14 protein-coding genes and 2 riboswitches are annotated in these 22,588 nt (G+C 66.2%); of the genes, 5 read left to right on the plus strand and 9 right to left on the minus strand.

The window, feature by feature from the left end; genetic code table 11:
- The first annotated feature begins 131 nt into the window (after nt 1-131).
- The gene (locus tag VSR72_RS35600) at nt 132-2,387 is read left to right on the plus strand and encodes a primosomal protein N' (RefSeq protein ID WP_342956924.1); all 2,256 of its coding nucleotides are present in this window, start codon (nt 132-134) and stop codon (nt 2,385-2,387) included.
- An 83-nt stretch (nt 2,388-2,470) separates the two neighbouring features.
- Here VSR72_RS35600 and VSR72_RS35605 read toward each other — a convergent pair whose 3' ends face one another.
- A complete protein-coding gene (locus VSR72_RS35605; RefSeq protein WP_342956925.1) occupies nt 2,471-2,620 on the minus strand; it encodes a hypothetical protein in 150 nt (49 codons plus the stop codon).
- Between the two features lie 290 nt (nt 2,621-2,910).
- Here VSR72_RS35605 and putA point away from each other — a divergent pair, with 290 nt between their 5' ends.
- Together putA and VSR72_RS35615 are read left to right on the plus strand one after the other, a co-directional pair.
- Complete coding sequence (gene putA / locus VSR72_RS35610; protein WP_342956926.1) at nt 2,911-6,858, plus strand: trifunctional transcriptional regulator/proline dehydrogenase/L-glutamate gamma-semialdehyde dehydrogenase; 3,948 nt, start codon at nt 2,911-2,913, stop codon at nt 6,856-6,858.
- A 96-nt stretch (nt 6,859-6,954) separates the two neighbouring features.
- Nucleotides 6,955-8,103 carry a branched-chain amino acid ABC transporter substrate-binding protein gene (locus tag VSR72_RS35615; RefSeq protein WP_342956927.1) on the plus strand — a complete coding sequence of 383 codons (1,149 nt, stop codon included), beginning with the start codon at nt 6,955-6,957 and terminating at the stop codon, nt 8,101-8,103.
- Between the two features lie 121 nt (nt 8,104-8,224).
- On the opposite strand, the gene VSR72_RS35620 is transcribed toward VSR72_RS35615, so the two are convergent.
- The 8 genes from VSR72_RS35620 to VSR72_RS35655 form a co-directional block, all read right to left on the minus strand.
- Complete coding sequence (locus VSR72_RS35620) at nt 8,225-9,928, minus strand: thiamine pyrophosphate-binding protein (protein WP_342956928.1); 1,704 nt, start codon at nt 9,926-9,928, stop codon at nt 8,225-8,227.
- Nucleotides 9,929-10,002: 74 nt separating this feature from the next.
- Nucleotides 10,003-11,391 (minus strand): L-serine ammonia-lyase, encoded by a 1,389-nt coding sequence (locus VSR72_RS35625; RefSeq protein ID WP_342956929.1) that lies wholly within the window; start codon nt 11,389-11,391, stop codon nt 10,003-10,005.
- Nucleotides 11,392-11,488: 97 nt separating this feature from the next.
- Nucleotides 11,489-12,601: an alginate lyase family protein gene (locus VSR72_RS35630; RefSeq protein WP_342956930.1), complete on the minus strand. Its 1,113-nt coding sequence runs from the start codon at nt 12,599-12,601 to the stop codon at nt 11,489-11,491.
- 118 nt (nt 12,602-12,719) lie between these two features.
- Nucleotides 12,720-15,671: an aminomethyl-transferring glycine dehydrogenase gene (gene gcvP, locus VSR72_RS35635; RefSeq protein ID WP_342956931.1), complete on the minus strand. Its 2,952-nt coding sequence runs from the start codon at nt 15,669-15,671 to the stop codon at nt 12,720-12,722.
- Between the two features lie 66 nt (nt 15,672-15,737).
- Entirely contained in the window at nt 15,738-16,118 is a 381-nt protein-coding gene (gcvH, locus tag VSR72_RS35640) for a glycine cleavage system protein GcvH (protein WP_028203325.1), read from the minus strand.
- 75 nt (nt 16,119-16,193) lie between these two features.
- Complete coding sequence (gene gcvT / locus VSR72_RS35645; RefSeq protein WP_342956932.1) at nt 16,194-17,312, minus strand: glycine cleavage system aminomethyltransferase GcvT; 1,119 nt, start codon at nt 17,310-17,312, stop codon at nt 16,194-16,196.
- An 89-nt stretch (nt 17,313-17,401) separates the two neighbouring features.
- Nucleotides 17,402-17,520, minus strand: a riboswitch (glycine riboswitch).
- 58 nt (nt 17,521-17,578) lie between these two features.
- A riboswitch (glycine riboswitch) is annotated at nt 17,579-17,679 on the minus strand.
- Between the two features lie 213 nt (nt 17,680-17,892).
- Nucleotides 17,893-18,267 carry a hypothetical protein gene (locus VSR72_RS35650; protein ID WP_342956933.1) on the minus strand — a complete coding sequence of 125 codons (375 nt, stop codon included), beginning with the start codon at nt 18,265-18,267 and terminating at the stop codon, nt 17,893-17,895.
- A 179-nt stretch (nt 18,268-18,446) separates the two neighbouring features.
- Nucleotides 18,447-19,496 carry an oxidoreductase gene (locus VSR72_RS35655; protein ID WP_342956934.1) on the minus strand — a complete coding sequence of 350 codons (1,050 nt, stop codon included), beginning with the start codon at nt 19,494-19,496 and terminating at the stop codon, nt 18,447-18,449.
- Nucleotides 19,497-19,809: 313 nt separating this feature from the next.
- Here VSR72_RS35655 and VSR72_RS35660 point away from each other — a divergent pair, with 313 nt between their 5' ends.
- Nucleotides 19,810-21,900, plus strand: a complete 2,091-nt coding sequence (locus tag VSR72_RS35660) for a UvrD-helicase domain-containing protein (protein ID WP_342956935.1) — start codon at nt 19,810-19,812, stop codon at nt 21,898-21,900.
- Between the two features lie 84 nt (nt 21,901-21,984).
- Entirely contained in the window at nt 21,985-22,566 is a 582-nt protein-coding gene (locus tag VSR72_RS35665) for a hypothetical protein (protein ID WP_342956936.1), read from the plus strand.
- Nucleotides 22,567-22,588: the final 22 nt, after the last annotated feature.

Consider the following 22,588-nt stretch of genomic DNA (forward strand, 5'->3'; position numbering starts at 1 on the left):
AAGTTATCCACAGGCGCAGATTCGGGGGCGCGATTGTTCTGCGGAATCCAAAACTTAGCGCGAAATCTCAAGTATTACTTTAGGTTTGCGTGTCTGTGCGCTGGCGTACGGAACTTCCCTGGGAGCGAGGCATGACAGGGCAGTACGTGCGCGTGGCGCTGGACCATCCACTGGATGCGCTCTACGACTATCGCTACGGCCTCGAGCACGCGCCCGAGCCCGGCATGCTCGTGCGTGTGCCGTTCGGGCGCCGCGACGTGGTCGGCCTCATCTGCGAAGTGAATGCTCACAGCGACGTGCCCGCAAACAAACTGCGCGACGTGAGCGCGGTGTGCGCCGCGTGCCCGCCGCTTTCGGCGCAATGGCTCGCGCTGGCTGGCTTCGCCGCCGACTACTATCAGCGCGGCCTGGGTGAAGTCGCCTTGCCGGCGCTGCCGCAGGCATTGCGCGATCCGTCGCGCTGGGCGCGGCTGCTGGCTCCCGAGGAGCGCTACCGGTTGCTGCCGGAAGGCCGCGCCGCGCTGCCCGACGCGTTGCCGGCTCGCGCACAGGCCCTGCGCCGTCTCGCGCAGGCGTTGACCGATGCAGGGGAACTCGACGCAGCGGCGGCCCGCGCGCTGCACCCCAAGGCGATTGCGACGCTCGACGCCTGGTGCGACGCTGGCTGGGTCGAGCATGAGTCCATCGAGTTTGGCGCAGCCGCAAGCGCGTCCAGCGGCGCCGCGGATGCCAAGGCAGCCGTGGAAGTCCCGCGCCTGAGCGACGAGCAAGCCGAAGCCGTGGAAGCGATCGGCGCGGCAAGCGGCTTCGCGCCCTTCCTGCTGCACGGCGTGACGGGCAGCGGCAAGACCGAGGTCTATCTGCGCGCGCTCGCGGCGCTGCTCGATCGTGATCCGGGCGCCCAGGCGCTCGTGCTGGTTCCCGAAATCAATCTCACGCCGCAGTTCGAGGCGGCGTTTCGCACGCGCTTCGCGGCCACGCTCGACGACGAGGCCATCGTCACGCTTCACAGCGGCCTGGCCGAAGGCGAGCGCGCCCGCAACTGGCTCGCGGCGCACACGGGCCGCGCGCGCATCGTGCTCGGCACGCGGCTCGCGGTGCTCGCCTCGCTGCCGCGCCTCGCGATGCTCGTGGTCGACGAGGAGCACGACCCCGCCTACAAGCAGCAGGAAGGGCTGCGCTACTCGGCGCGCGACCTCGCGGTTTGGCGCGCAAAGCAACTGGGCGTGCCGGTCGTGCTGGGCTCGGCCACGCCGTCGCTCGAAAGCTGGTGGCAGGCCGAGCAGGGGCGCTACACGCGCCTCACGCTTTCGCGCCGCGCGATTGCCGACGCGGTGCTGCCCACCGTCAAGCTGATCGATCTCGAAGAGGAGCGGCGGCGCGGCCGCGCCTCGTTCGAAGGGCTCTCCGGGCCGTTGGTCGCCGCGATGAAGGCGCGCCTGGAGCGCGGCGAGCAGAGCCTTATCTTTCTGAACCGTCGCGGCTACGCGCCCACGCTCGCGTGCGACGCGTGCGGCTGGGTGGCGGGCTGCCCGCGCTGCAGCGCGTACGTCGTGCTGCACAAGCCCGAGCGCGCGCTGCGCTGCCACCACTGCGGATGGGAGTCGCGCATTCCGCATTCGTGCCCCGAGTGCGGCAACGTCGATATCGCGCCGATGGGGCGCGGCACGCAGCGTATCGAGGAGGCGCTGGCGAGCGCGGTGCCGGGCGCGCGGGTGCTGCGCATCGACGCCGACAGCACGCGCCGCAAGGGCAGCGCGCAGGCGCTTTTCTCCGACGTGCACGCGGGCGAAGTCGATATCCTGGTGGGCACGCAGATGATCGCGAAGGGGCACGACTTCCAGCGCGTGTCGCTCGTTGGCGTGCTGAACGCCGACAATGCGCTCTTTTCGCACGATTTCCGGGCGAGCGAGCGCCTGTTCGCGCAGCTGATGCAGGTGAGCGGGCGCGCGGGGCGCGCCGGACTGCCCGGCGAGGTGCTCGTGCAGACGCGCTATCCGCGCCATGCGCTCTATCACGCGCTGGCGCGTCAGGACTATGTGGGGTTTGCGAATACGCAGGTCGCGGAACGGCGCGATGCGCACCTGCCGCCGTTCGTGTATCAGGCGTTATTGCGCGCCGAAGGGCGCACGCTCGAGGCCGCGCTGGCGTTTCTCGCCCAAGCCGCAGAAGCGCTCACGGCGATTCCGGGCGCCGAGCGCGTGATGGCCTACGACGCGGTGCCGCTCACCATCGTCAAGGTGATGAACGTGCATCGCGCGCAACTGCTCGTGGAAAGCCAGTCGCGTGCCGCGCTGCAGGCAACGCTGCGCGCGTGGCAGCCTGCGCTGCGCGCATTGCGCGGCGTGCTGCGCTGGAATCTCGAAGTCGATCCGCTCGATATCTAGCGGGCAACTGCGCCGCACACGAGCAGACTTGGTCCCGCTGTCACAACAGCGGGACACCCGACGTCAACTTCCCGTTTCCTTCCTTACTGGCCGACGGTATCGGCCACTTCCCTACGCGACGCTCGCTTCAAAGTCATGCGGCGTTCATCCGGCGCCGTCGCACCGCGCATGAAAAGCACGGCGCACATGGCGCACATCGTCCAGATCCCTGCGATTACCAGCAGCTTTTCCATTTTCCGGTCCCTTCGCTCTTTCTTGTGACCAACAACCCCCGCTCTGTTTGTATAACGGCACGGCCGCGGAATCGATTAGGGTTGTCCTGCGTGTTGTTGGACCAGGGAAAATACCGAGCGCAACCTGCGCGGCCCGGTGGGCGGCCATCCGCCGCAAAGCCCGGCTGCACAAGGTTTCTGGAGTGGTGCAACCATATTGAGAGAGTGGTTGCACCTTTTTATTTGTAGGGTTACGATTCGCCAACTTTTTAGTCACCGCCGGTGCGGGTCTGCCGGCATACGAAGGAACCATGGCTAGCACCACACTTGGCGTCAAAGTCGACGATCTCCTCCGCTCCCGCCTCAAGGACGCCGCCACGCGGCTCGAGCGCACGCCGCACTGGCTCATCAAGCAAGCCATCTTCGCCTACCTCGAGAAAATCGAGCACGGCCAGCTGCCTCCCGAACTCAGTGGCCATGTCGGCGCGACCGATCTCGCCGAAGGTGCTACCGCCGACGACGACGAAGCGGCTTCGCATCCGTTCCTCGAATTCGCGCAAAACGTGCAACCGCAGTCGGTGCTGCGCGCGGCGATCACGGCTGCGTACCGCCGCCCCGAGCCGGAGTGCGTGCCGTTCCTGATCGGCGAGGCGCGTCTGCCGGCCAACCTCACGGGCGACGTGACGAAGCTCGCCACCAAGCTCGTGGAAACGTTGCGCGCGAAGGGTACCGGCGGCGGTGTGGAAGGCCTGATCCACGAGTTTTCGCTGTCCAGCCAGGAAGGCGTGGCGCTGATGTGCCTCGCCGAAGCGCTGCTGCGTATTCCCGACCGCGCCACGCGCGACGCGCTCATTCGCGACAAGATCAGCAAGGGCGACTGGAAGTCGCACGTCGGCCACGCGCCGTCGCTGTTCGTGAACGCCGCCACGTGGGGCCTCATGATCACCGGCAAGCTCGTCACGACGAACAGCGAAACTGGCCTGTCGTCGGCGCTCACGCGCATGATCGGCAAGGGCGGCGAGCCGCTGATCCGCAAGGGCGTCGACATGGCCATGCGCCTGATGGGCGAGCAGTTCGTCACGGGCGAGAACATCTCCGAAGCGCTCGCTAACAGCCGCAAGTTCGAAGCGCGCGGTTTCCGCTACTCGTACGACATGCTCGGCGAAGCCGCGACGACGGAAGCCGATGCTCAGCGCTACTACGCATCGTACGAGCAGGCGATCCACGCCATCGGCAAGGCCGCGGGCGGCCGTGGCATCTACGAAGGTCCTGGCATCTCGATCAAGCTTTCCGCGCTGCATCCGCGCTACTCGCGCGCGCAGCAGGAGCGCACGATGGGCGAGCTGCTGCCGCGCGTGCGCGCGCTCGCCGTGCTCGCTCGCCGCTATGACATCGGCCTCAATATCGACGCCGAAGAAGCCGACCGTCTCGAACTCTCGCTCGACCTGCTCGAAGCACTGTGCTTCGACCCGGAACTCGCGGGCTGGAACGGCATTGGTTTCGTCGTGCAGGCTTACCAGAAGCGTTGCCCGTTCGTGATCGACTACATCGTCGATCTCGCGCGCCGCAGCCGTCACCGCATCATGGTGCGCCTCGTGAAAGGTGCGTACTGGGATACGGAAATCAAGCGCGCCCAGGTGGATGGCCTCGAAGGCTACCCGGTGTACACGCGCAAGATCTACACGGACGTGTCGTACCTCGCGTGTGCGAAGAAGCTGCTCGGCGCGCCGGATGCCGTGTATCCGCAGTTCGCCACGCACAACGCATACACGCTCTCGGCGATCTATCACCTCGCGGGCCAGAACTACTATCCCGGCCAGTACGAATTCCAGTGCCTGCACGGCATGGGCGAACCGCTGTACGAAGAAGTCACGGGCCCGCTTTCGCAGGGCAAGCTCAACCGTCCGTGCCGCGTCTACGCGCCGGTCGGCACGCATGAAACGCTGCTCGCGTATCTCGTGCGCCGCCTGCTGGAAAACGGCGCGAACACGTCGTTCGTGAACCGCATCGCCGATGCATCCGTGCCGGTCAGCGAACTGGTCACGAACCCGATCGACGACGCAGCGAAGGTCGTACCGCTCGGCGCGCCGCACGCGAAGATTCCGCTGCCGCGCGAGCTGTACGGCAACGAGCGCTTCAACTCGATGGGTCTCGATCTCTCGAACGAGCATCGTCTGGCGTCGCTTTCGTCGGCGCTGCTGGCAAGCGCGCATCATCCGTGGCGCGCCGCGCCGATGCTCGCCGACAACGACATCGCAGACCCCGCCGCACGCGACGTGCGCAATCCGGCAGATCACCGAGATCTCGTCGGGACCGTTGTGGAAGCAACGAGTGAACACGTGAGCGCTGCGCTCACGCACGCGGTGTCCGCCGCGCCGATCTGGCAAGCCACGCCCGTCGAAGCACGCGCGGACTGCCTCGCGCGCGCCGCCGATTTGCTCGAAGCGCAGATGCACACGCTGATGGGTCTGATCGTGCGCGAAGCGGGCAAGTCGCTGCCGAACGCCGTTGCGGAAATCCGTGAAGCGATCGACTTCCTGCGCTACTACTCCACGCAGATCCGTGAAGAGTTCTCGAACGACACGCATCGTCCGCTCGGCCCTGTAGTGTGTATCAGCCCGTGGAACTTCCCGCTCGCGATCTTCATGGGCCAGGTCGCCGCCGCGCTCGCAGCCGGCAACACGGTGCTCGCGAAGCCCGCTGAACAAACGCCGCTGATCGCCGCGCAAGCCGTGCGCATCCTGCGCGAAGCCGGCGTGCCGGCAGGCGCGGTGCAACTGCTGCCGGGCAACGGCGAGACCGTGGGCGCGGCGCTCGTCGCCGATCACCGCACGCGTGCCGTGATGTTCACGGGCTCGACCGAAGTGGCGCGCCTCATCAACAAGACGCTGTCCGAGCGCCTCGATTCCGAAGGCCGCCCGATTCCGCTGATCGCCGAAACCGGCGGCCAGAACGCGATGATCGTCGATTCGTCGGCGCTCGCGGAACAGGTCGTGGCCGACGTGCTGCAAAGCGCGTTCGACTCGGCTGGCCAGCGTTGTTCGGCGCTGCGTGTGCTGTGCCTGCAGGACGACGTGGCGGACCGCACGCTCGAAATGCTCACGGGCGCGATGAAGGAACTCGCGGTGGGCAACCCCGACCGCCTCTCGACCGACGTCGGCCCCGTGATCGACGTCGACGCGAAGCGGGGCATCGACACGCACGTGGCCGGCATGCGCGAAAAGGGCCGCAAGGTCCAGCAAATGCCGACGCCCGACACCTGCGCACAAGGCACGTTCGTGCCGCCGACGCTCATCGAGCTCGACAGCCTCGACGAACTCAAGCGCGAAGTGTTCGGCCCGGTGCTGCACGTGATCCGCTATCGCCGCAGCCAGCTCGACAAGCTGCTCGAGCAGATCCGCGCAACGGGCTACGGCCTCACGCTCGGCATTCACACGCGTATCGACGAAACGATCGCGCACGTGATCGGCCGCGCGCACGTGGGCAACATCTACGTGAACCGCAACGTGATCGGCGCAGTGGTGGGCGTGCAGCCGTTCGGCGGCGAAGGCCTGTCGGGCACGGGTCCGAAGGCGGGTGGCGCGCTGTATCTTGCGCGTTTGCTCGCGAAGCGTCCGGCTGGCTTGCCGAAGTCGCTCGCCGATGTGCTCGTCGTGGATGCGCCGCAAGGCGCCGAGGCGAACAACGGCGCGCCGCAATCGGCGCAGTCCGCACTCACGACGCTACGCGACTGGCTCATCGCCGAGCGCGAGCCCGCGCTCGCGGCGCGTTGCGACGGATACCTCGAATACGTGCTCGCGGGTGCTACGGCGGTTCTGCCGGGCCCGACGGGCGAGCGCAACACGTACACGCTTTCGGCGCGCGGCACGGTGCTGTGCGTGCCTTCGACGGCAACGGGCGCACGCGCACAACTGGCCGTTGCGCTCGCAACGGGCAACCGTGCGCTGTTCCAGGGCGCGGCGGGCGAAGCGCTGGTGAGCGCGTTGCCGGCAGCACTGAAGGCGCACGCGGCGATCAAGAAGACGGCCGACGCCGACTTCGATGCGGTCCTCTTCGAAGGCGATAGCGACGAGCTGCTCGCACTCGTGAAGGAAGTGGCAAAACGTCCTGGCCCGATCGTCTCGGTGCAGGGCGTGGCAGCGCACGCGCTCGCCAATGGCGATGAAGATTACGCGCTCGAACGACTGCTCGCAGAACGTTCGGTCAGCGTGAATACGGCAGCAGCAGGCGGTAACGCAAATTTGATGACGATCGGTTAAGCACAAGCCATACTGTCGACCGTCTCAAGACAAGGAAGCGGCAAGGCCCTTCGAATCCGAAGCCGCTCATTTGATACCTGGTACCAAGGAGAAGCAATGCAACACACCATGAAGCAGCTGGCAGGCGCAACGCTTGTTGCCGCCCTGTCGCTGGCGGGGACTGCGCACGCACAACAAGCCGAAGACGTGAAGATCGGTTTTGCCGGTCCGATGACGGGTGCGCAGGCGCACTACGGCAAGGACTTCCAGAACGGCATCACGCTCGCAGTCGAAGACATCAACGCGACGAAGCCCGTGATCGGCGGCAAGCCGGTTCACTTCGTGCTCGACTCGGCCGACGATCAGGCCGACCCGCGCACGGGCACGACGGTCGCACAGAAGCTCGTCGACGACGGCATCAAGGGCATGCTCGGTCACTTCAACTCGGGCACGACGATCCCGGCTTCGCGCATCTACGCGAACGCAGGTATCCCGCAGATCGCCATGGCGACGGCGCCTGAGTACACGCAGCAAGGCTTCAAGACCACGTTCCGCATGATGACCTCGGACACGCAGCAAGGTTCGGTGGCCGGCACGTTCGCGGTGAAGAGCCTGGGTATGAAGAAGATCGTCGTGATCGACGACCGCACGGCTTACGGCCAGGGTCTCGCCGACGAATTCTCGAAGGCTGCGAAGGCTGCCGGCGGCACCATCATCGACCGCGAGTACACCAACGACAAGGCCGTCGACTTCAAGTCGGTCCTGACGAAGGCGAAGGCGATGGCGCCCGACCTGGTCTACTTCGGCGGCGCAGATTCGCAAGCTGCCCCGATGGTCAAGCAGATGAAGTCGCTGGGCATCAAGGCACCGCTGATGGGCGGCGAAATGGTGCACACGCCGACATTCCTCCAGATCGCGGGTGACGCAGCGAACGGCACGGTGGCATCGCTCGCCGGCCTGCCGCTCGACCAGATGCCGGGTGGCAAGGACTACGTCGCGAAGTACAAGAAGCGCTTCGGCGAAGACGTGCAGACGTACTCGCCGTACGCCTACGACGGCGCAATGGCAATGTTCGCGGCCATGAAGGCGGCCAACTCGACGGACCCGGCTAAGTACCTGCCGTTCCTCGCGAAGACCAGCAAGCCGGCTGTCACGACGTCGGAACTCGCGTACGACTCGCGCGGCGACCTGAAGAACGGCGGCATCACGCTGTACAAGGTTGTCGACGGCAAGTGGACGACGCTGCAAAGCGTGGGCGGCAAGTAAGCCCCTGACGTTCGGCTGAACCTCAGCTGAAGTAAAAAGCCCCGCAGGATCGAAAGATCTGCGGGGCTTTTGTTTGTGCGCTCGCCGGTGAGCGGTGAGCTTATTCAGGATTCCTTCTCAGCTACTCTCCGCGCATTTTCTTGCCCGCTTCGCGAATCTGTTCGAGCGTCGACGCCGGCGTGCTCGCTTCCTTCGTCACGCGGATCTCGATCAGCGCCGGCTTGCCTGCCGTGAGCGCGCGCTCGAGCGCGGGCGCGAATTGCGCGGTCGTCGTGACCACTTCACCATGCGCGCCGAACGACTGCGCAAACGCGGCGAAGTCAGGGTTCGTGAGCTGCGTGCCATGCACGCGGTTCGGATAATGGCGCTCCTGGTGCATGCGGATCGTGCCGTAATGCGCGTTGTTCACGACGATGAACACCACATTCAGGCCGTACTGCATCGCCGTAGCGAGTTCCGACGAGGCCATCATGAAGCAGCCATCGCCCGCGAGCGCGACCACGGTGCGCGAAGGATAAAGCGACTTCGCGGCGATTGCGGCGGGCACGCCGTAGCCCATCGCGCCGCTCGTGGGCGCGAGTTGCGAGCGGAAGTGGCGATACGCGAAATGCCGATGCAGCCACGTCGCGTAGTTGCCTGCGCCGTTCGTGACGATTGCATCGTCGGGCAAGCGTGCGCGCAGTTGCTGCATGACTTCGCCGAGTTGCACGTCGCCGGGCATCGGCAGCGGCTTGCGCCATGCGTGCCACGCTTCGTGCGCTTCAGCGGCGCTGCCGGCCCACGCGGGTTGCGCGGGTGCGGGCAGTTCTGCGAGCAGCGCTGCGATTTCGGCGAGGCCAGAAACGATCGGCAGATCTGCCGCATAGACGCGGCCCAGTTCCTCTGCGCCCTGATGCACGTGAATGAGCGTTTGCTTCGTCTTGGGAATGTCGAAGAGCGTATAGCCGCCCGTTGTCGATTCGCCCAGACGCGGACCGAGCGCGAGCAGCACGTCGGCTTCGCGAATGCGCTTGGCGAGCGCCGGATTGATGCCCAGGCCCACGTCGCCCGCGTAGTTCGGGTGGTCGTTGTTGAGCGTGTCCTGGAAGCGGAACGCGAGGCCCACCGGCAATTGCCAGTTCTCGACGAAGCGCTGGAAATCACCACATGCCTGCGTGTTCCAGCCATGTCCGCCCGCGATCACGAACGGCTTCTTCGCGCCCGCGAGCAGTTCGCGCAAGCGTTCCATCTGTGCAGCGGAAGGCGAGGCCTGCACGCGTTGCGCAGGCGGCGCGATGGGCTGCGCTTCGGCTGCGGGAATCGCGCCGCTCAGCATGTCCTCGGGCAGCGCGAGCACGACCGGACCCGGACGGCCCGACATCGCGATATGGAACGCGTGACTCAGGTATTCGGGCACGCGGCGCGCATCGTCGATCTGCGTGACCCACTTCGCCATCTGGCCGAACATGCGTCGGTAGTCGATTTCCTGGAACGCTTCGCGATCCATCTGATCGCGCGCGACCTGACCGATCAGCAGGATCATCGGCGTCGAGTCCTGGAACGCCGTGTGCACGCCAATCGAAGCGTGCGTGGCGCCCGGCCCGCGCGTGACGAGCGCGACGCCGGGCTTGCCCGTGAGCTTGCCGATCGCTTCCGCCATGTTCGCCGCCGCCGCCTCGTGACGGCACACCACGGTCTCGATCTGCGCGGTTTCGTCGGACAACGAATCGAGCACCGCGAGATAGCTCTCGCCCGGTACGCAGAACACACGCTCGACGCCATTGGCGGCGAGCGCGTCGACGACGAGGCGAGCCCCGGTGGTGGTTGAAACGTTCGGCTGCTGCATGGCGGTCAAGTCTCCTTCAATCGTTACGTAATTACGTTCAGATGCTTCAGGCAAGGCGACAGCGCTTTAAGCGATCAGCACTCGACGATGTTCACCGCGAGGCCGCCGCGCGAAGTCTCCTTGTACTTCGTCTTCATGTCGGCGCCGGTCTCGCGCATCGTCTTGATGACGGAGTCGAGCGAGACGTAATGCGCGCCGTCGCCGCGCAGCGCCATGCGCGCGGCGTTCACGGCCTTCACCGACGCCATGGCGTTGCGTTCGATGCAGGGAATTTGCACCATGCCGCCAACTGGGTCGCAGGTGAGGCCGAGGTTGTGCTCCATGCCGATTTCGGCGGCGTTCTCCACCTGCAGCGGCGTGCCGCCCAGCACGGCTGCGAGCGCGCCAGCGGCCATCGAGCAGGCCACGCCGACTTCGCCCTGGCAGCCCACTTCGGCGCCCGAGATCGACGCGTTGAGCTTGTAGAGAATGCCGATGGCGGCGGCGGTGAGCAGAAAGTCGATCACGCCTTGTTCGTTCGCGCCGGGCGTGAAGCGCACGTAGTAGTGCAGCACGGCCGGGATGATGCCCGCCGCGCCGTTGGTCGGCGCGGTCACCACGCGCCCGCCCGCGGCGTTTTCCTCGTTCACGGCGATCGCGTAGAGGTTGATCCAGTCGATCATCGAGAGCGGGTCTTGCAGCGCGCGCTCGGGGTTGCTGGTCAGCGCGCGGTAGAGTTGCGACGCGCGGCGCTTCACGGCGAAGGGGCCGGGCAGCGTGCCGTCGGCATCGGGATTGTTGATACCGCAACCGCGCGAAACGCACGACTGCATCACGTCCCAAATGCGCAGGAGACCTGAGCGAATTTGTTCGTCGCTGTGCCAGACGCGCTCGTTTTCGAGCATCAGCTGCGCGATGCTCTTGCCCGTCGACGCGCACAGCGCGAGCATCTCCGCGCCCGTGCTGAACGGATTCGGCAGTTGCTGCGCGGCGGCGAGCACCTTCGTATTCGCCGCGCCGGCCGTGACGACGAAGCCGCCGCCCACCGAGAGATACGTGCTTTCGCGCAGCGTTTCGCCATTCGCGTCGAGCGCGCGCAGCTTCATGCCGTTCGGGTGTTCGGGCAGCGCCTGGCGATAGAACGCCACGTGTTCCTTCGGCACGAACGCGATCGCGTGTTTGCCGAGTAGCGAGAGTTCGCGCGATTTGCGTACGGCTTCGAGGCGCTCGCTGATGGTGTCGGGGTCGACGGTGTCGGGCGCGTCGCCCATCAGGCCGAGCATGACGCCGCGGTCGGTGCCGTGGCCCTTGCCGGTCGCACCGAGCGAGCCGTACAGCTCGACCTTCACGGCGGCGGTGCTCGCGAGCAGGCCGTCGCGCTCGAGTCCTTCGGCAAACATCAGCGCCGCGCGCATCGGCCCGACCGTGTGCGAACTGGAGGGTCCGATGCCGACTTTGAAGAGATCGAAAACGCTCACTGCCATGGGTACTGCTCCTGCTTGTCTGACGTTGGTGTGTGGGGATGCTGCGTTATTGCGACATCACTGTTTCCATGCCGCCGCTGCATCCCTCGCGCGCTTTTCAGCGCGCCGGCAACGGCAGACAGACGGCGAGCCACGCGGGCGGCGTGGACGCGAGTTTCAGCGCGACTGGCGCAAAGCGGCCGTCGAGTCGCGCTGCGAGATGAAACAGCTCGGCGGCGTTTTTCGGGTCCCACTGGCCGGTGTAGCCGGGCAGGCCCGCTTCGCGCCGCTTGGCGTCGAACGGTACGTTCGAATGCACGAATTCTTCGTGCGATTTCTGGCCGAGCGCATAGGGGGTGAGCCAGTCGAGCGCGCCCGCGAGCGTCGCGCCGTTGGCCGCGCGTTCGGTCAGCCAGTTGCGGTTGTGACGGCGCGCGGCGAGCGCGGCGGTCACGAGCGGCTGCAAATCGTAAGTCACGTAGTGCAGCGCGTCGCGCTCGGTGAAGTCGAGCGTCGAGCCGTCGGGCGCCACGTTGTCGCCGAGATGCTCCACGAACAGGCGCTGCGCCGTCGCGATCATCTTGCGATTGTCGAGCGTGAACGCGATCATCGATATCAGTTTGACCCGATGGCTCTGCCAGTTGTTCGCGAAATTTCCCTTGAGCGGGCGCGGCTGCGCGTCGATTTGCGCGATATAGCCGTTCGCGAAGCTGTTCAGGAACTGCATCGTCGCGTTGCGCGTTTTCACGGGCAGCGCGCTCGCGGTCATGTCGTAGGCGAGTATCAGCCCCTCGAAACGCGTTTCGTCGATGGGATTGAAGCTCGGCTTGTACGTGGTGACCCACGCGAGCAGAAAGCGGTCCACGAGCTTCAGGAAGCGCTCGTCGCTCGTCGCGCGCCAGGCGAGCGCGGCGTTGCGCATGAGGTCGAGCTCCTTCGCGGCCTCGACGCTCTGGTCGTAGATGCCCTCGTGCGGCAGCGTGCCCTCGGTGTGCAGGCGCGCCAGCGGACGCGGCGTGTCGTTCACGTGCGTCAGCACCTCGGCCACGAGCGCCTTCACGCCCGGGTCGGAGTTGGTGCGCTCGCTCGATTGCAGCGCCGGCGCCGCACAGAAGTTCATGGCCGCGTGAGCCGTGACAGTGAAGGTGGCGCAGGCAAGCGCCAGCGCGGCGACCCGCAGTGAGTCCCGCAGTGGATTCCGCAGTTGTTCCGTTCCCACCTTCCGCGCCATGCGCGACTCCCTGATTCAAGGCTGACAGGTGTGTGATGTTAGCGGTTTGCGGCGGCAAATGTGAGGGGGATGATCGCCGCTGCATGAGCGTGAGCTGATGCAGCGGCTTCGCGCAGGCTTATTCGCCAGCCGTTTCATCGGCATATTCGCCGATCGGCACGCACGAGCAGAACAGGTTGCGGTCGCCGTAAGCGTTGTCGGCGCGGCCAACCGGCGGCCAGTACTTGCGCGCGACGAGCGACGCGACCGGGTACGCGGCCTGCTCGCGCGAGTAGGCGTGCTTCCAGTCGTCGGCGACCACCACGGCGGCCGTGTGCGGTGCGTGGCGCAGCGGGTTGTCTTCCTTGTCCGCGCGGCCCTCTTCCACGGCTCGGATTTCCTCGCGGATTGCCACCATCGCGTCGATGAAGCGGTCCAGCTCCTCCTTCGATTCCGACTCGGTCGGCTCGACCATCAGCGTGCCCGGCACCGGGAAGCTCATGGTCGGGGCGTGGAAGCCGTAGTCCATCAGGCGCTTGGCCACGTCGTCCACGGTGATGCCGCTTGCATCCTTGATGGGGCGCAGATCCAGAATGCACTCGTGTGCGACAAGCCCGCCCGGGCCGCTGTAGAGCACCGGGAAGTGCGGCGCGAGCTTGTTCGCGACGTAGTTGGCGTTGAGGATCGCGTTTTCGGTCGCGGCGGTGAGGTTGGCCGCGCCCATCATGGCGATGTACATCCACGAAATCGGCAGGATCGAGGCCGAGCCGTAAGGCGCCGCGCTTACCGCTCCGATGCCGTGTTCGTCGCGCTTGTAGCCCGACGAAAGCTGGTTCGGCAGGAACTGCGCGAGGTGCGCGCCCACTGCGACCGGGCCGACACCCGGGCCGCCGCCGCCGTGCGGAATGCAGAAGGTCTTGTGCAGGTTCAGGTGCGAGACGTCGCCGCCGAACTGGCCCGGCGCCGCGAGACCGACCATCGCGTTCATGTTCGCGCCGTCCACGTACACCTGGCCGCCCGCCGCGTGCACGATTTCGCAGACTTCGCGCACGTTCTCTTCGAACACGCCGTGCGTCGAGGGGTACGTGATCATGATCGCCGCGAGCCTGGCCGCGTGCTGGTCGGCCTTGGCCTTGAGGTCGGCGATGTCGATGTTGCCTTGCGCGTCGCACGCCACGACCACGACCTGCATGCCGGCCATCTGCGCCGACGCAGGGTTCGTGCCGTGCGCCGAAGCGGGAATCAGGCAGACGTTGCGATCCGCTTGCCCGCGCGAGGCGTGGTACGCCTGGATGATCAGCAGGCCTGCGTACTCGCCCTGCGAGCCCGCGTTCGGCTGCAGCGAAACGGCGGCGTAGCCGGTGGCGGCCACGAGCATCTGTTCGAGCTGATCGACCATCTCGCGATAGCCGACGGTCTGCTCGGCGGGCGCAAATGGGTGGATGCGGCCGAACTCGGGCCACGTAACCGGCAGCATTTCCGAGGTCGCGTTGAGCTTCATCGTGCACGAGCCGAGCGGGATCATCGAGCGGTCGAGCGCGAGGTCCTTGTCGGAGAGGCTGCGCAGGTAGCGCAGCATTTCCGTTTCCGAATGATGACGGTTGAACACCGGGTGCGTGAGGTACGCGCTTTCGCGCGCCAGCGCGGCCGGGAACGACACCTTGCCGTTCGCAGTGAGTTCGGCGTCGAGCTTGTCGAGCGAAGGCGTTTCGCCCGCAAACGCAGCTTGTGCGAACACGGCGAGCAGGTCGGCCAGATCGGCGCGCGAGGTGGTCTCGTCGACGGTCACGCCCACACGCGTTTCGCTCACGTGGCGGAAGTTCATGCCGCGCGCGAGTGCCGCGTCGTGCAGCGCCTGGGTGCGCGGGCCGGCTTCGAACGTGAGCGTGTCGAAGAACGCTTCGTTCACGAGCGTGTAGCCCAGTTGCTTCGCGCCAGCGGCGAGGATCGCGGCGACGCGGTTCACGCGCTGCGCAATGCGCTTCAGGCCTTGCGGGCCGTGGTAGACGGCGTACATGCTCGCCATGATCGCGAGCAGCGCCTGCGCCGTGCAGACGTTTGAGGTGGCCTTCTCGCGGCGGATGTGCTGTTCGCGCGTTTGCAGCGCGAGGCGCAGCGCCGGCTTGCCATTTGCGTCGACGGTCACGCCGACGAGACGGCCCGGCATCTGGCGCTTGAATTCGTCCTTCACTGCGAGGTAGGCGGCGTGCGGGCCGCCAAAGCCCATCGGCACGCCGAAGCGCTGCGAGTTGCCCACGGCCACGTCCGCGCCCCATTCGCCCGGCGGCGTGAGCATGGTGAGCGCGAGCAGGTCGGCGGCGGCAATCACGGCGCCGCCCGCGGCGTGCACGGCTTGCGCCAGTTCGCGGTAGTCGCGCACGTCGCCGTTCACGCCCGGATATTGGAGCAGCACGCCGAAGGCGCCTGCGGTTGCCGCTTCAGCAGCCGGACCGACCTTCACCTCGATGCCGATCGGCTTCGCGCGCGTCTTCACGACTTCGATCGTCTGCGCGAGCACGTCGTCTGCGACGAAGAACACGTTCGACTTCGACTTGCCCACGCGCTGCACGAGCGTCATCGCTTCGGCGGCGGCGGTGGCTTCGTCGAGCAGCGACGCGTTCGAGATCGCGAGGCCCGTCAAGTCGGTGATCATCTGCTGGAAGTTCAGCAGGGCTTCGAGGCGGCCCTGCGAGATTTCCGGCTGGTACGGCGTGTACGCGGTGTACCACGCCGGGTTTTCGAGCACGTTGCGCAGGATGACGGCCGGCGTGTGCGTGTCGTAGTAGCCCTGCCCGATATACGAGCGGAACACCTGGTTCTTGTCCGCGAGCGCGCGCAGGGCGGCGAGCGCCTCGGCTTCCGAGCGCGGCTGCGAGAACGGCCCAAGCGGCAGCGTCTCGTTGCGGCGGATCTTTGCCGGAATCACCGCATCGATCAGCGCGGCGCGCGAGGCGAAGCCGAGCGCGTCGAGCATCGCCTGCTGGTCGGCCGAGTCGGGGCCGATGTGGCGGGCGGCGAAAGCGTCGTGCGCTTCAAGTGCAGCAAGCGAGAGCGGGGAGTTCATCAGACGATCCGGGTGTTCGAGCTTCATAGGGGTTCCTGCGGGCGCGGGCGGTACTCGAGGTGAGCGCCGCCGCGCCGTAGCGGTTACGGAGTGTTAAGCGCCGATAGCCTTTTCATAGGCGGCGGCGTCGATCAGCGAGTCGAGCTTGGCGTCGGCGGCGGGCTTGATCTTGAAGAGCCACGACTCGTACGGCGCGCCGTTCACCTGGTCGGGCGTGTCGACGAGCGACGTGTTCGCTTCGATGATTTCGCCTGCGACCGGCGCGTAGATGTCCGAGGCGGCCTTGACCGACTCGATCACGGCAACGGCGTCGCCGGCGGTGACCGCGCGGCCCGCTTCAGGCAGCTCGAGGAAGACGATGTCGCCAAGCGCTTCCTGCGCGTGGTCGGTGATGCCGATGGTCAGCGTGCCGTCGGCTTCGGTGCGGATCCACTCGTGCGATTCGGTGTATTTCAGATCGGCCGGGATGCTCATGGTTGCTCCAGTGCGTGGTTCGGTTCTTGTTGCTTAAAAGGGGGAGGGCGTGCGCGGCGGCAGGATCCTCGCGGATCAGGCGGCGAGCACCTTGCCGTTGCGCACGAACGGCAGTTTTACCACGCTTGCGGGAAGGGCTTTGTCACGGATCTGCACCTGCACGACATCGCCCGGCTGCACGCCCTGCGGCACGCGCGCGAAGGCGATGGATTCCTGCATGCTCGGCGAGAACGTGCCGCTCGTGATCTCGCCCTCGCCATGCGGCGTGAGCACTTTCTGGTGCGCGCGCAGCACGCCGCCGGCCTTGCCGTTTTCCTTCTGCAGGATCAGGCCGACGAAGGCCGAGCGCGAGCCGTTCGCTTCGAGCACCGGGCGGCCGATGAAGTCGCGCGGCTCCTTCATGTCGACGGTCCAGGCAAGGCCCGCGTCGAGCGGCGAGACGCCGTCGTCCATGTCCTGGCCGTAGAGGTTCATGCCCGCTTCGAGGCGCAGCGTGTCACGCGCACCCAGGCCGCAGGGCTTCACGCCCTGGCGCTGCAGGGCATCCCAGAACTCGCATACGGCGGCGGCGGGCAGCACGATTTCGAAGCCGTCTTCGCCGGTGTAGCCCGTGCGCGCGATCATCAGCTCGCCGAACGGCGTCACGTCGATCTTTGCGGCGTTGAAGGGTTTGAGAACTTCGGTGGCGCTGCGCGAGGAGGGGGCGACCTGCCAGACTTTTTCGCGGGCGTTCGGGCCCTGCACGGCGACGATCGCGAGATCGCGGCGCGGCGTGATGGTCAGGCCGAAGCCGCCTTCGGCGTTCAGCTTCTCGAACCAGGCGATGTCTTTCTCGGCGGTACCGGCGTTGACGACGGTGCGGAACTGGTCGTCGGCGAAGAAATAGACGATCAGGTCGTCGATCACGCCGCCCTCGGGGTTCAGCATGCACGAGTAGAGCGCCTTGCCCGGCACGGTGAGCTTGGCCACGTTGTTGGCGAGCGCGCGGGAGAAGAACTCGCGCGCCTTCGGGCCCGAAAAATCAACGACACACATGTGCGAGACGTCGAACATGCCGGCGTCGGTGCGCACGGCGCGATGCTCGTCGATCTGCGAGCCGTAGTTGACGGGCATGTCCCAGCCGCCGAAGTCCACCATGCGGGCGTTGAGCGCGCGGTGCGTGTCGTTCAGCGGGGTGCGTTTGAGTTCGGTCATGGGGCCTCAGGCGGTCGCGAAAAGTCGCGCGAAAACGAAAAAGGCCATGCAGGACTCGCCGCAGGCACGATGCCCGTGGTCGGTTCTTGCATGGCCCCTCTGTCCTCGGTACCTGAGAGATTGCGCCCTGTTGCGGTTGGCGCGCGCCCCTTCGGTGGGCAGCCTGAACGCACCAGGCGTTCTACTGCCGCTCTCCAGAGTTGCGGACTTGTGTGCTGCTTCGCGTTACATCGCGCAAAAAGCGCAAAGGCGGCGAATCAGCGGTCCGGCGCGCACGGTCCTTTTGCCTGAGAGTTTGTGGGTTGCCCCTTCGGCGGCGCCGGTTGCACTTGCGGTGACAAACGGCGCGCTCTCCCGGCGCGCGCAGCGATTGTGCGCGACGCCTCGGGGCTATGTCAATGCGGAAAAATTCCGTGCGCGGCACGGGCAAAGCGCCGCGAGGCGCGCGGGTACTGGCTTGCGCGGATCGGCGACGCGCGTTGCGCGGTGCAGGGGAAAAACGGGGTCGATTCTGGAAATGCCGCACGAACCGCGAACGCGGTCCGTGCATGCGCGGCCTGTGGTTGGCAAACGCGCGTGCTTACTCGCCGATCGCGTGAGCGGCCGTGTCGAGTTCCTGGTTCAGCACGTGCTGCTCGTCGGGAGAGATGCCGCCGCCGTGCTGTGCGGCCATGTCGTGCGCTTCGCTGCGGATCGTGTCGAGGCGGTGATGAAGCGCGTTGCCTTGCGGCGGCGGGTAGTAGCCCTGATTCACGCGCATGTCGATGCGGTGGCCCAGGTTGTCGATGCGGCTGTCGACCTGATGCAGGCGATCGACGGCGACTTCGTGCGGATTCGGTCCCGGCGGGGGCGGCGGCGCGGTGCGCGGCGCCGGTTGGTTGACCACGCACGCGGCGAGGGTCGAGATGAGCGCGCCAGCGGCGATAAAGCGTAGAGCGCGGGTGTAGCGGGTCATTCAGACTCTCCTTTGTCTTGTCGTTGCTGCTTTTTTTGTCCTGCATGTCCACAAACGTCTGGCTATTGCCGCGTGATGACCCCGCCGCGGCAGCCAGATGTAACCAATTGTTCGGAACTTTCAGCGGCGTCGGCGGAATGCAAGGTCGACGCCGCAACCGAAAGCGCGTGCCGGCGCGATCAGGACTGGCGCACGAACGCCAGCGTGCGGCCGTCCTTCGCGCTTTGCATGGCGAGTTCGATGAGCGTCATGACGTCGATGGCGTCCTGCGGGCTCACCGGGAACGCCTTGCCTTCGCGGATCGCCGCGGCGAGCGCGCGGTACAGATCGGCGTAGTTGCCCGCGGCGTTGGGCACTTCGAGGTCGGCTTCCTGGCCGTCGTCGCGCAGCACGTGCAGGCGGCCCGCCTCGTTGCCCGCACCGAAGCCGGGTTGGCCCGGGCGCAGGCCGTCCTTGAGCTGGTCTTCCTGGGTGTCGAGCCCGTTCTTCAGATAGCTGCCGCGCGTGCCATGAATCGCGAAACGCGGTGCGTACGCGGCGAGCGCGCTGGCGTGCAGCACGGCGTCGTGAGTCGGGTAGCGCAGCACGAGGTGCGCGTAGTCCGGGGCGCTCGCGTTTTCGCGGCGCGTGTGGACGAACGCGGTGATCGACTCGGGCGCACCGAAGAGCGCGAGCGTCTGATCGATCAGATGCGGCCCGAGATCGTAGAGCAGGCCGCCGCCGCGCGTCGCGTCTTCGCGCCAGCGCTGCTTCACTTGCGGGCGGAAGCGGTCGAAGTGCGATTCGTAGTGCGTGACGCGCCCGAGCTCGCCGCCCGCGATCAGCTCGCGCACGGTGAGGAAATCGCCGTCCCAGCGGCGGTTATGGAACGGCGCGAACACGAGGCCGCGTTGCTTCGCGATGGACGCGAGCGTGCGTGCTTCCTCGGAAGTGAGCGTGACCGGCTTGTCGACGAGCACATGCTTGCCGCGTTCCAGCGTGCGGCGCGCGAGGTCGTAGTGCGTGTCGTTGGGCGTGGCGATCACGACGCATTCGATGGCGTCGATCGAGAGCAGCGCGTCGAGGTCGGGGACGATCGCGGCGTCGGGAAAGTCGGCCTGGGCGCGCTCGCCCTGGCTCGTCGCGATGGCCGCGAGCTGCGCGGCGCCGCTATGCGCGATCACGGGTGCGTGGAAGGTTTGGCCGGCGAAGCCGTAGCCCATCAGGCCGATTTGCAGGGGTGCAGTCATTTAGCGCTTCCTCTTTCCAGCGATTGCGGGTGGCGGGAGCCCGTCATTGTGGCACGGCGAGCAGGACGTGCGAACCGGGGCGAGGGACGGATGAGTGGCGAACCGAGGGAACAAGAGGCGCAACGAAAGACGCAACGAAAGACCCAACATCGGGGGTGGCATCGGCGCATCGCCGCAACGTGTTAACATCGCACCTCCCGCGTGAGAGGCCGCTGCGAAGTTCGCACGTCTCGCGCCGTGCGGTGTCACGAATGGCCTGGCGCCCCGCCCGCACACCTCCCAGCCGTACCACCCGTTTTCCAATCCAGCAACGATGTCCGCAGGCCTCAATTCCGCCCAAAGCGAAGCGGTGCGCTACCTCGACGGTCCCTGTCTCGTGCTCGCCGGCGCGGGCAGCGGCAAGACGCGCGTCATCACGCAAAAGATCGCGCACCTCATCGAAGCGAAAGGCTTCGAGCCGCGCCATATCGCCGCCGTCACCTTCACCAACAAGGCCGCCGCCGAAATGCGCGAGCGTGTGAGCAAGCTGCTCGAAGGCAAGACGCTCACCACGCCCGGCAAGGAAGGCCGCAAGGTGCCGACCAACCAGCTGACGGTCTGCACGTTCCACTCGCTCGGCGTACAGATCCTGCGCCAGGAAGCGGAACACCTGGGCCTCAAGCCCCAGTTCTCGATCATGGACGCCGACGACTGCTTCGCCATGATCCAGGAGCAGGTGGGCTCGACGGACAAAGGCTTCATCCGCAAGATCCAGTCGATCGTTTCGCTGTGGAAGAACGGCCTCGTGATGCCCGAGCAGGCGCTGGCCACGGCCTCGAACGAGGACGAGCATCAGGCGGCTATCGTCTACCGCAATTACATGGCGACGTTGCATGCCTATCAGGCGGTGGACTTCGACGACTTGATCCGCCTGCCTGCGGAGCTGTTCGCGAAGAACGAGCAGGTGCGCGATCGCTGGCAGAACAAGCTGCGCTACTTGCTGGTCGACGAGTACCAGGACACCAACGCCTGCCAGTACGAGCTGCTTAAGCTTCTGGCGGGCCCGCGCGCGGCGTTTACGGCCGTGGGCGACGACGACCAGGCCATCTACGGCTGGCGCGGCGCCACGCTCGAAAACCTGGCGCAGCTTGGCAAGGACTTTCCGAAGCTGCACGTCATCAAGCTGGAGCAGAACTACCGTTCGACGGTGCGCATTCTCACGGCGGCGAACAACGTCATCGCGAACAATCCGAAGCTGTTCGAAAAGAAGCTTTGGTCCGAGCACGGCATGGGCGACACGATCACCGTCACGCCCTGCAACGACGAAGAGCACGAGGCCGAGTCGGTGGTGTTCCGGCTTTCGGCGCACAAGTTCGAGCGCCGCGCGCAGTTTCGCGATTACGCGATTTTGTATCGCGGCAACTTTCAGGCGCGCATCTTCGAACAGGTGCTGCGCCGCGAACGCATTCCGTACGTGCTCTCGGGTGGCCAGTCGTTCTTCGACAAGGCCGAGATCAAGGACATCTGCGCTTACCTGCGCCTGATCGCCAATCACGACGACGATCCCGCGTTCATCCGCGCGATCACCACGCCGCGCCGTGGCGTGGGCAACACGACGCTCGAAGCGCTCGGCTCGTTCGCGGGGCAGGCGAAGGTTTCGCTGTTCGAGGCCGTGTACATGGGCGGCATCGAAGCGCGGCTGTCGGCGCGCCAGGTTGAGCCGATGCGCGTGTTCTGCGACTTCATGCAGCGCCTCGCCGAGCGCGCGCAGAAGGACCCGGCGACGGTCGTGCTCGACGACCTCATGGACGCGATTCACTACGAGGCGTATCTCTACGACGCCTTCGACGAGCGCCAGGCGCAGTCGAAGTGGCAGAACGTGCTCGAATTCCTGGAGTGGCTCAAGCGCAAGGGCACGAAGCCCGAGCAGGAGATCGGCGAAGACAGCGAAGCCACGGGCTATGACAACGCCGACGGACTCGCCGACACCGGCAAGAACCTCATGGGCCTCATTCAGACCGTCGCGCTGATGTCGATGCTCGAGGGCAAGGAAGAGGACCCGGACGCCGTGCGGCTTTCGACTGTGCATGCGTCGAAGGGCCTGGAGTACCCGCACGTGTTCCTGGTGGGCGTGGAAGAGGGGATCATGCCGCACCGCGGCGGCTCGGAAGACGACGTGATCGACGAAGGGCGCATCGAGGAAGAGCGCCGCCTCATGTACGTGGCGATCACGCGTGCGCAGCGCAGCCTGCATCTGAACTGGTGCAAGAAGCGCAAGCGGGCTCGCGAGACGGTGGTGTGCGAGGCGTCGCGCTTCATTCCGGAAATGGGCCTGGACGATGCGCCGCCGCCTACGGCCGAAGAAGCGCCGATGACGCCGAAGGACAGGTTGGCGAGTTTGAAGGCGTTGTTGCAGAAGGGTTGATGACCTTGGCGTGCGGCGGGTGTTTGCTTTGTTGAGACGCGCGCGGCAGTAGAGTGGACGGCCCTGTCCTGCACGCTGCCGCCAATGGAAGACCCAAGACTCCCGCATTACCGCCGCGCGCTCGAAACCTATATCGACGCGAAGGACAACACGAGGCCCGAGCGTATACACGAAGCGTTTGCGCCCGATGCCGTGCTGACGTTCTCGCTGGCAACGCAAAACATCGCGTTCCCGGCACGGAGCGTCGGTGCAGAGGCGATCGCAAAGACGCTGGTCAGCGAGTTCGCTGAGCGCTATTCGCGCTGTCGCACGTACTACCTCTGCGAACCCGATGCGCTCGTCGTACGCGAGCGCACGATCGACGCGCTGCCCTGGCTCGTCGTGATGCGCGAGGACGCGGCGGGCGCGCTGCGCATCGGCCACGGCACCTACCGCTGGACGTTCGACACGAACGACATCGCGCCGCGCGTTAGCGCATTCCACATTCACATTGCCCGAATGGACGTGATCGACGACCCGGACGGTGCGCGGCTCGAGCGTTTGCAGGAAGACTTGCGCTATCCGTGGCTCGCCCCCGACGATCTGGCCGCATGTTACGGCGCGCTCGCCGACGACGCTTCCGGTTCGTTCGCGTTTGCCCGCGAATTCGCGCATCCCTTGCGCTGACACGCAACGGCGTAGGCACCTG

Origin of the sequence: Paraburkholderia sp. JHI869, assembly GCF_038900775.1 — a bacterium.
Classification (GTDB): Bacteria; Pseudomonadota; Gammaproteobacteria; order Burkholderiales; family Burkholderiaceae; genus Paraburkholderia.

Coding starts and splice junctions, on each gene's coding strand:
- VSR72_RS35665 (WP_342956936.1), top strand. CDS start 21,985: ATGGAAGACCCAAGACTCCCGCATTACCGCCGCGCGCTCGAAACCTAT.
- VSR72_RS35620 (WP_342956928.1), bottom strand. CDS start 9,928: ATGCAGCAGCCGAACGTTTCAACCACCACCGGGGCTCGCCTCGTCGTC.
- VSR72_RS35655 (WP_342956934.1), bottom strand. CDS start 19,496: ATGACTGCACCCCTGCAAATCGGCCTGATGGGCTACGGCTTCGCCGGC.
- putA (WP_342956926.1), top strand. CDS start 2,911: ATGGCTAGCACCACACTTGGCGTCAAAGTCGACGATCTCCTCCGCTCC.
- VSR72_RS35605 (WP_342956925.1), bottom strand. CDS start 2,620: ATGGAAAAGCTGCTGGTAATCGCAGGGATCTGGACGATGTGCGCCATG.
- VSR72_RS35660 (WP_342956935.1), top strand. CDS start 19,810: ATGTCCGCAGGCCTCAATTCCGCCCAAAGCGAAGCGGTGCGCTACCTC.
- VSR72_RS35600 (WP_342956924.1), top strand. CDS start 132: ATGACAGGGCAGTACGTGCGCGTGGCGCTGGACCATCCACTGGATGCG.
- gcvT (WP_342956932.1), bottom strand. CDS start 17,312: ATGACCGAACTCAAACGCACCCCGCTGAACGACACGCACCGCGCGCTC.
- VSR72_RS35650 (WP_342956933.1), bottom strand. CDS start 18,267: ATGACCCGCTACACCCGCGCTCTACGCTTTATCGCCGCTGGCGCGCTC.
- gcvH (WP_028203325.1), bottom strand. CDS start 16,118: ATGAGCATCCCGGCCGATCTGAAATACACCGAATCGCACGAGTGGATC.
- VSR72_RS35630 (WP_342956930.1), bottom strand. CDS start 12,601: ATGGCGCGGAAGGTGGGAACGGAACAACTGCGGAATCCACTGCGGGAC.
- gcvP (WP_342956931.1), bottom strand. CDS start 15,671: ATGAAGCTCGAACACCCGGATCGTCTGATGAACTCCCCGCTCTCGCTT.
- VSR72_RS35615 (WP_342956927.1), top strand. CDS start 6,955: ATGCAACACACCATGAAGCAGCTGGCAGGCGCAACGCTTGTTGCCGCC.
- VSR72_RS35625 (WP_342956929.1), bottom strand. CDS start 11,391: ATGGCAGTGAGCGTTTTCGATCTCTTCAAAGTCGGCATCGGACCCTCC.